Genomic DNA, 8916 nt, shown 5'->3' on the forward strand with positions numbered 1-8916 from the left:
TGATTAGCTAGAGCTAGAGTTACGATGAAAATTAATATACGGGAACGATGCCAAAAAGTTTAACAATGCTGGAAAGAAACAAGCAATCTCAGCCACAGAGGTGTTGCCAAAGTTCTGGTAATTTCCAAAAGTAGCGTCCAACGTCATCTGACAAGCCAATTCAGACGACAGAAATATCCAGAATGAGTATGTAAATTTTTTGTGTCAATTCACAACTCGCTTTTTGAGGTCTATCCCCTGCACTATAGTGATTTCAGGCTTCAAATACCCGAGCGATGCCATACAAATTGCTGAAACTTCTTCCTCGCAAGCGATCGAGCTGGATCGCGAGTTGCGATTGACCTAGGCAAAACTATAGATCCCGAATGGTAAGCTGTTCGACATTTAAACCACTCTATTGGCACTCCAGATCCGTTGATGTAAGTGATTCAGTCAAAAAAATTAGATGTAGAACAGCTTATGGTAATCACTCCTGCTTGTTGTACGGATCGAAAAACATTAAGTACGTTATTATTAATACAGTGCTAAACATTTATACCCCACAGGTTACTTATGCTATCAAATCAAACATCGGAAATAACTGCGGATAAAGATTTGATTTTAGAATCGCTTATTGTTTTTGTAACTAAGAATGAGGGAGCAATTCCGATAACTCTTCAGGTTGGCGGTCTATGTGTCAGTGGGTTACTGATTAGTGAAGAATCATATTTCAAACATGCATTTATATCTCTTGAGAACAAAAATATAACTTTTCCTGAATTTTCTGAATTATCACAGCCTGTTCCACATGCTTTTATTCACATACATGATGCTCGAATAGTTTCTAGTGGATTAACTATTCCTCAAGGCGATCATGGTGGATTCTGGCGCGGTAAATTACAGAGTGTAGACGGCTTCTTCATTGGGAAGTTAGTTCCCGAGTAGTCATAGTGTGAGCATTTGAACATTACCCACCAACTAGAATATTTTATAAAAAGATTAATCAGAAAATATGTTTTCATCATCGTAGTATCAGGGGATTAGGCTTGCTACCGACGATCTAAAGTAATGGTGCAACTCGATCGATAGCTTCCTGCGAGGCGATCGCTGGATAAACTTCAAAATCAACCAAATTGCTCCAATTGGCTATCCATAGATCGATTAATTCTCGATCGTTTGTCTCCATCAATCTAGCCAAATACTTGGCCATCGGGCATAATCGCACCGGTGAGATTGGCACCGATGAATCTAACCATCATCTTCGCACCAACCCTAATCCGCGCGCCAGTCAGATCGGCACCTCTTAGATCGGCACCGCTGAGATCGGCACCAATCAGATTTGCATCGCGTAAATTGGCGTTGCTGAGATTTGCCTGAAATAAGTTTGCCCGAAATAGATTGGCTTTTTGGAGGTTGGCACCTTCGAGATTTGCTCCATGTAAAAAGGAATCCTGAAGTTCGGTATTGCTCAAATTGGCATTGGCTAAGTTTCGACCCGATAGATCGCGCTCGTTGAGATTTGTACCACTCCAATCGACACCACTGAGATCTGGACGTTGGGGTGGCGTCCGCGCCGGTGTTTGGATGTGATGGCGATGATTTGTGAGTTTAGTGGCCGCCGCTTGGGGAGTGCGAATCGGTTCGGTGACTTTAGCTGGTGATGGTGACTGTGGTTGTCTTACTCGCTGCCCGTAAGTTTCTGGACGGGCGGTGGCGCGGCGAGGTTGTTGGTGAGAATGGCGGGATGTAGTCGATCGAGTGGCTGCCTGACTATCATTGCCATTAGTACGGCTATTACTGACAGTACTGCCATTCCCGTTGGTACGATTGGCTTGATACTCGCGCAACCGATCGCGCGCATTATTGAGTTCTTTGAGTTTGGCTTGAGCTTTTTCTTGCAAGCGCAGACTATCTTGGGGCAGCCTGTCGGGATGCCAAACCAATACTAAAACTTTATAAGCCTGGTTCACCTCTTCAAGTGATGCCCCAGGCTCTAATTCGAGTGCTTTGTACCAACACTGTAGATCGTCATTCATCTATCTAAAGTAGCATTACTGCTAATGAAGGTGGCTGCACTTGTCGATTAAATTAATATTCTTTATCGATCGGTAACTTGCCAACGATGCCGAGCCAATGAGTTTCGCTAGATTGCCAGCTTTGACAATCTAGATAAACTCGATCATGGCATTGCCGCAACTACCGACGAACGCTGGCGAGAATATGCAGCTCTAAAAAGCTATTCCTAGTTTAACGATTCGATCGATTACTGGGGATGAAAGTAGTTGTAGATTTCCGTCGCCATGTGAGTGCCAATGCCAGAAGCTTTGGCCAAATCCGCGATCGTTGCCGCCCGAATGTAATCGATCGAGTGAAAATGTGCCAGCAGTTGTTTTTGCCGATGGCTGCCCAAACCAGCAATATCGTCCAGATAAGATCGAGTTTGTTTGACAGCTCGCTGTTGGCGATGGAAGGTGATGGCGAAGCGGTGTGACTCATCGCGGACGCGGCGGAGTAATTGAACGCCAGCTTGTTCGGCATCCGTTGGGAGTGGCAAGCTTTCGTTGGGCAAGAAAATTTCTTCCCGTTGTTTGGCAAGACTAACTATGCACATTTTGTCAGCGAGATTGAGGTCTTCGAGTACCTTCATGACTGCGGATAATTGCCCCTTCCCACCGTCAATCATCACGACGTCAGGGAAATTAGCATCGTCAGTATTCATACCCCCGGCATACTTCCGAAATCGCCGTCTGGCAATTTCGGCATGACTGGCATAGTCGTCGGAGTGACCAGTTACAATCTCAGGGTTTTGAATCTTATAGTGGCGGTAATGTTGTTTGGCTGGCAAGCCGTCGATAAATACCACCTGAGAAGCAACCGCATTCGAGCCTTGGATGTGGGAAATATCGAAACCTTCAATCCGGTGTGGGAGTTCGGGTAAATTGAGGATTTCGGCCAGATCTGCGAGCGCACCGACATTCCGTTCGTTTTGGCGTTGGAGGCGGGCGAGTTCATGGAGAGCATTTTTCTCGACCATCTCGATTAGCTCGGCTTTCACCTGCCGCTGGGGGGTAATCAGCGTAACTTTGCGACCTTTGCGATCGCTCAAGTAGCTAGCCAGGATTTCACCTTCTGGGAGCGGATATTGCACCAAGATTTCCAGGGGGATTTCGACCGGATCGGCCGCTTGATAGTGTTCTTCTAGCACCCGTTGCAGGATTGCACCTAGCTCGATGTCCGATGTCTGACTAGTTTCTATTTCTGTTTCAGATGCTGCTAGCGACTGCACCTCAGCCGTATATCCCAGTCTACCGACTAATTTACCCGCCCGAATTTGAAATAGTTGCACCGCAGCAATCTTGCGATCGGCAGCTAGGGCGATCGCATCGCGCGAGACAGTATCGTTAGATAGAGCGACTTTTTGTTCGGCATTAAGTGCTGTCAGATTGTGGATGCGATCGCGAATTGCTGCTGCTTGCTCGAACTCCATGTTTTCGGCAGCTTTGTGCATTTGCGCGGTCAGTGTTTCGATTAATTCGCCCGTGCGGCCTTGAAAAATCATCGCGACTTTTTCAACCGTTTGGCGATAATCGATCGGCGCGATCAGATTTTGGCAGACTCCCGGACAGCGACCGAGGTCATAATTGAGACAGGGACGATCCTTAAATAAGGGTTGCGGTCGTTGGCGCAGCGGGAATGTCCGCTTAATGGTGTAAAGGACATTGCGCAGCAGATGCGCGTCGGTATATGGCCCATAATATTTGTCTTTCCCTTTACCAATCCGCCGATTGCGGGTGAGCAGAATGCGTGGATAGTCTTCAGACCAAGTAATCAGCACGTATGGATATTTTTTATCATCCTTGAGTAGGACATTAAAGTGGGGCTGATGTTGTTTGATCAGGTTAGCTTCTAACGCCAGTGCCTCAGCTTCGCTGTCTGTCACGATAAACTCGATCTCAGCGACTTGGCGTACCATCATCGCAATCCGAGGCGTGTGACGCTCGCTGTCCCGAAAATACGAGCGGACGCGGGAGCGGAGTTTTTTGGATTTACCGATATAGAGGATGCGATCAGTCGCATCGCGCATAAAGTAAACACCAGGTTCGGGCGGAATTTCTTGGAGTCGCCGTTCAAGGTCGGGGGTCGTAGCTGTAGACAGCTTGATGATAGTCGGATGGAGTTGGCTTTCTTCTAACACAGATAGATACCCTCAGCAGCAGCGATCGGCACGATACATACATTCTTACTAGAAAATATAACATTGCTAGACTGCTGGATCTAACGATCGATACTGTCCGGAGATCCAGATCTGCTCCGAGCTAACTATTATTGACAACAGCCTGCACTCGATCGAGATCTCTGGCTGCTAGCTGCTACGGAATTTCAGTTGAGATCGAGATCGGGATAGATCTCGCTGTATCCCACTTTCAAGCTGATATTTTCCGTTGACAAATGGGTATTATGATCCCAAGCGGTCGTGACCATACAGGCATTCTGACTAAAAAAATCTCCTATTAATAAGCTGCTGTATAAAACGATCGCCACTGTACCGAGAGTCACATCGCATTCAACCACTGAATTCGCTAGTTTTGACGATCGTATGGATCTCTCAATTTCCTAAAATTAGTTGCTTTAGTCTGACTGAATTACGTTTAAATGCGGATACGAGTAGCTAAAGTCACAGTGTTAGAATATGAGGGAGTATACACACAGTCACCCGCACAAAGCATTATGGATGAAATTGCACAATATTGGCTAGTACTCAAACGTCGTTGGTTGCCAGCCGCTTTAGTCTTTGCACTTACTACAGCAGTAGTAACAATTTGGACTTACAAGCAAACGGAAATCTTCCAAGCCAAAGGGCAAGTTATTCTGAAAAAGACTAACAAAACTAGTGCCTTGTTGAGTAGTGTAACCAGTGCTGCTGGCGGTGGTGGGGCGATTGGCGATCTAGAAGGTTTAACCGGAAGTATGCCAGTCAATACTCAAGCAGAAATCCTCAAATCATTAACTACAATTAATGGCGTACTCTTAGAGTTACGGAATGGAAAATATGCAAATAGACCGTTAGAAAAAAAACGATTAGATAAATTTGTTAAAAAGTCCGACACCTTCGTCCAACAATTGAAGGTTAGTAGTATTAAAGGAACGGATATTTTAGATGTCAGCTTCCAAGATCCCAGTAGGGAATTGGCCAGAGATGTCGTCGAAAAGCTCATGGAAGTCTACATCCGTGACGATCGCAAGAATCAACGTCTTGAAGCCGAAGCGGCACGTCTATTCGTCTCCAAAGAGCTGCCCAAAATTGAAAATGAAGTTAAAACTGCGGAGAGTGACATCCGCAAATTCAAAGAAGAGTACAATGTTGTCGATCTGCCTACAGAATCTGTCAAAGCAGTAGAAACAATTACCAGTCTCAACAAAGAAATCACCTCCGCCTCCGCCCAGCTAGCCGCTGAAACCTCGCGACTCGAAGGTTTGAAGGCGTTGTTTGGCGGTAGAGACGCCCAAGCCACCATTCAATCTGGATTGGTGAGCGAATCTCCTGGTTTACAAAAATCTCTCAAAGAGTTGCAGGAAATCGAAGCGAAGATCGCTACTGAAAAAACGCGATTTAGCGATAACGATCCGAGTATCCTCAATCTCAAAGAGAAGCGGCAAGCACTCGTCGAAATTCTCCAAAAGCGGTTCAAACAAAGCTTAATCGGCGACAAACAATTCCAAGGTAAACTGGTCGAACTCCAACCATCGGGGATTCAAGGGAATCTGATTGCCGACTATGCCAAGAGCGAAGCTCAACGCACGAGTCTTCAAAAACAGATCTCCGCGCTGGTGTACGTTGTGGACGCGTACAAGCAACGGATGAATGCGCTGCCCAAATTGGAGCAACAACAAACTGCTCTAGGCCGCAAACTCGAAACCACGCGGACTAACTACAAAACCCTCCTGAGCAAACTGCAGGAAATTGAAATTGCTGAAAATCAGACGCTAGGTAACTCTAGAATTCAAACTCACGCCGAACTGCCTCAAGAAGCACTCTCACCCAAAAAACCACAAAACATTGCGATCGGTGGTTTCTTAGGTCTATTCCTCGGTGCAGCTACTGCCTTCTTACTCGATGGTGCTGACAAACGGATTAAAACCTCCGAAGAAGCCAGAAACTTACTACCTGGTTACCCGATCTTGGGTCAAATTCCGGTATTTGAAAAAGCACGTCAATTACCCAAACTCGGCGGGAAGAGTGCTGCTAGAACTCCAGGTCAACTAGTCTTAACTGGGATCAATACCGGCATCGATGGCGAATCCTTCCGGATGTTGCAGACCAATCTCCAGTTTTTAAATGCTGATGATAGTCTCAAAGTGGTGGTTGTTTCTAGCTCCCAATCAGGCGAAGGTAAATCGACTGTAGCTGCCAACCTCGCTCTCGCAGTGGCCGAGCTGGGTAAAAAGGTACTCCTAGTCGATGCTGATATGCGCAAACCAGCGCAACATCTGATTTGGAGACAAACTAACTATGAAGGACTCAGTAACGTCCTCAGCGGTCAATGCGATCGTCAAACCGCAACTACCGAAATCCAACCCAATCTGTTCCTGCTGACTGCTGGTGTGGTACCACCAAATCCCGTCATCTTGATCGATTCTGTCCAAATGAGCACTTCGATCGCGCAGTGGTCGCAGGAGTATGATCTGGTGATTATTGACGCACCACCACTGACTGTAGCGGCAGATGCGGCCATCTTGGGTACTCAAGCTGGCGGATTGGTATTCGTCCTCCGTCCGGGTGTTGCTGATAAAGAATCAGTAGACTACGCTCAAGAAATCTTGACCCAATCCAAACTCAAAGTCTTGGGAATGGTACTCAATGGTGTCGATCTCGACAAGCAAAACCGTTATAACCACTACTACTACTCCTCTCAGGCGGCGCGAAGTGAAGAAGGAAATTCTGGTTCTAAACTGCTAACTGGTACGGCCACCAACCGCATTGGTCGATAACGGTATTAATTTGGGTCGCTGACTGTGTCGGCTCAATAACTAAATCAAAAATATAAAGGGGTGTGAGGTTGCTCGCGCCCCTTTACTTATGGAAATTGATCGATATTGAGAGATCTAAATTCAGATTGAATCGACCCAAACTCGGACGGGATTGGTTAATGATATCTACTCGATCGAGTCTCGTTGGCATAGTTTCTGGCGAATGAGAAAATAATACTGGAATTGACTAGGGCTGAATTTTGTAGTCAATTGTAAACTTCTCTACGATGCCTAACTCGATCGATGAAAATGATTTCTTCTTCACGGTTGAATTCATAGATGACTCGATAATCTCCAACCCTCAACTTAAATAATCCTGACAAATCTGCTGTTAAAGGTTGTGGGTTAATTTGTTCAAAATTCTCAGCTAGCCAATTAATCTTTTTGACAACTCGTTCGCGGACAGCTTGGACTAACTTTTCCAGATCGCCAATAGCTGCTGGTTCATACTCGATTAAGTAGCTCATCAGATCCCCAGTCCGAGCCTTTTCATTGCTTCTTCCGCTGAAATACCACGGCTTCCCGATCGTCTCCGCTGCTGAATTTCTAAAAGCTCTTGTTTGAATTCTTCCTTAACTGTTAGACCTTCATCTGGATCGGGAAGGAGATTTCCTAATGCTTCGGCAACAGTTTCCCGAATTAGGGTTTTGAGTTCATCAGTCGTGAGGTCTTTGACTTGCATAGCGATTCATCATAACGACTCTGACTCAAGTTTAGCCTAAATATCGTTAGTAGGAATCTCGATCGAATCGATGAGGCTAGATCGAGTCTCGTTAGTGTCCACTTATGAAGGAGAATCGAATAATACTGGGATATCTGTTCTAGTAGTAGGCACCATATTAATTTCGATTCTTTGTCCTAGAGCCTCACCGATCCGTTGGAGCATTGAGAGCGAATGCCCCTCATAGTCAGCATCTTCTAATCTGGCAATCACTGATTGTTTTGTCTGGATTAAGTCTGCTAATTGTTGTTGTGTCAGTCCTGCTTGTTTTCTTGCTGTATAAATTAGTTGTGCTACTTTTGCGTTGAGAGAGGCTTCTCGTAATAGATCCTGAAGTGCTGGATCGTTTTTGATGTAACGACGGTTGATAATCTCGATCGCATCATTAGTTTTCGCCATCTGGTTGTTCCTCTTGATATGTATGTTTTGTTGGATCGGCGACAAATAAACATTGTCTTTCGATCGCTCTGTCGATATCTACATCTGGGACTGCGGCATCTTCTTTGACGATCGCATGAGCAATTATGGCAATATTTCGACCGTGAAAGAAGTACAAGATCCGATATTGCAATCGTCGATGGCTGGCTCTGAGTTCATAGATGCCATCTCGCAAGAAATCGGCTAGTGGTCTGCGGAGTTCGTGACCCATGCTGGCGAGCTGCTGTATTCGATCTAGACAGTTGATTAAACCTTTTGGATCTTTCCGTTCTAATTCGTCTAGCCAGTCGAGAACTGGTACCTTGCCCTTCTCATCTTGGTAAAAAATGACACGAGTTTCTGGCATTGAGGTAGACCGCAACAACTTAAGTTATTATATCACAATTTTGATATATTCAAGTCCGATCGAGTCTCATTCATGTAGCCTCTTGTGATGCCATACATCACTTACTCGATCCAGGATAAGTGCTGATGTTACAATTATTTTGTATCGGGCGATCGATTCATCATAACGACTCTGACTCAAATTTAGCCTAAATATCATTAGTAGGAATCTCGATCGAATCTTCTATCAAAGAGAGTTTGTTAAAAGGTGTTGATGGTGAAACGGTAGTAAACATGGCCTATTGGCGAAATTACGGCAGGCTAAAGGGGTTTAAGGGTAAACGGGTACATCATTCCACATACCGATAATTTACGATTTATGATTGGTTTCATTATATTTCGTAGATATTAATGTTTCCCTTTTG

General features: G+C 45.3%; 9 protein-coding genes. 2 read left to right on the plus strand and 7 right to left on the minus strand.

Going from position 1 to position 8916, the window contains the following annotated elements; all coding sequences use genetic code 11:
• Positions 1–552 precede the first annotated feature (552 nt).
• Positions 553–924 carry a hypothetical protein gene (locus RMO27_RS23405; RefSeq protein WP_309736943.1) on the plus strand — a complete coding sequence of 124 codons (372 nt, stop codon included), beginning with the start codon at positions 553–555 and terminating at the stop codon, positions 922–924.
• 115 nt (positions 925–1039) lie between these two features.
• Here RMO27_RS23405 and RMO27_RS24050 read toward each other — a convergent pair whose 3' ends face one another.
• From RMO27_RS24050 to uvrC, 3 genes are all read right to left on the minus strand, one after another.
• On the minus strand, positions 1040–1189 hold the full coding sequence (locus RMO27_RS24050) for a DUF3303 domain-containing protein (protein ID WP_396133795.1): 150 nt from the start codon (positions 1187–1189) through the stop codon (positions 1040–1042).
• The gene (locus RMO27_RS23410; RefSeq protein WP_309736944.1) at positions 1170–2015 is read right to left on the minus strand and encodes a pentapeptide repeat-containing protein; all 846 of its coding nucleotides are present in this window, start codon (positions 2013–2015) and stop codon (positions 1170–1172) included. The genes RMO27_RS24050 and RMO27_RS23410 overlap by 20 nt, the downstream gene beginning before the upstream one ends.
• Positions 2016–2242: 227 nt before the next feature.
• Positions 2243–4063, minus strand: a complete 1821-nt coding sequence (uvrC, locus tag RMO27_RS23415; protein ID WP_396133796.1) for an excinuclease ABC subunit UvrC — start codon at positions 4061–4063, stop codon at positions 2243–2245.
• Positions 4064–4707: 644 nt separating this feature from the next.
• Between uvrC and RMO27_RS23420 the strand changes: the two genes are divergently transcribed.
• A complete protein-coding gene (locus RMO27_RS23420) occupies positions 4708–6969 on the plus strand; it encodes a polysaccharide biosynthesis tyrosine autokinase (RefSeq protein ID WP_309736945.1) in 2262 nt (753 codons plus the stop codon).
• 245 nt (positions 6970–7214) lie between these two features.
• On the opposite strand, the gene RMO27_RS23425 is transcribed toward RMO27_RS23420, so the two are convergent.
• The 4 genes from RMO27_RS23425 to RMO27_RS23440 form a co-directional block, all read right to left on the minus strand.
• On the minus strand, positions 7215–7475 hold the full coding sequence (locus RMO27_RS23425; protein WP_309736946.1) for a type II toxin-antitoxin system RelE/ParE family toxin: 261 nt from the start codon (positions 7473–7475) through the stop codon (positions 7215–7217).
• Positions 7475–7690, minus strand: coding sequence for a hypothetical protein (locus tag RMO27_RS23430; protein ID WP_309736947.1), 216 nt, complete (start codon positions 7688–7690; stop codon positions 7475–7477). Before RMO27_RS23430 ends, RMO27_RS23425 begins: the two co-directional genes overlap by 1 nt.
• Positions 7691–7792: 102 nt before the next feature.
• Positions 7793–8128 (minus strand): helix-turn-helix transcriptional regulator, encoded by a 336-nt coding sequence (locus tag RMO27_RS23435; RefSeq protein ID WP_309736948.1) that lies wholly within the window; start codon positions 8126–8128, stop codon positions 7793–7795.
• Positions 8115–8513, minus strand: coding sequence for a type II toxin-antitoxin system RelE/ParE family toxin (locus tag RMO27_RS23440; protein ID WP_309736949.1), 399 nt, complete (start codon positions 8511–8513; stop codon positions 8115–8117). Before RMO27_RS23440 ends, RMO27_RS23435 begins: the two co-directional genes overlap by 14 nt.
• Between the last annotated feature and the right edge of the window lie 403 nt (positions 8514–8916).

This window comes from Chamaesiphon sp. OTE_75_metabat_556 (assembly GCF_031378165.1).
Classification (GTDB): Bacteria; Cyanobacteriota; Cyanobacteriia; order Cyanobacteriales; family Chamaesiphonaceae; genus Chamaesiphon.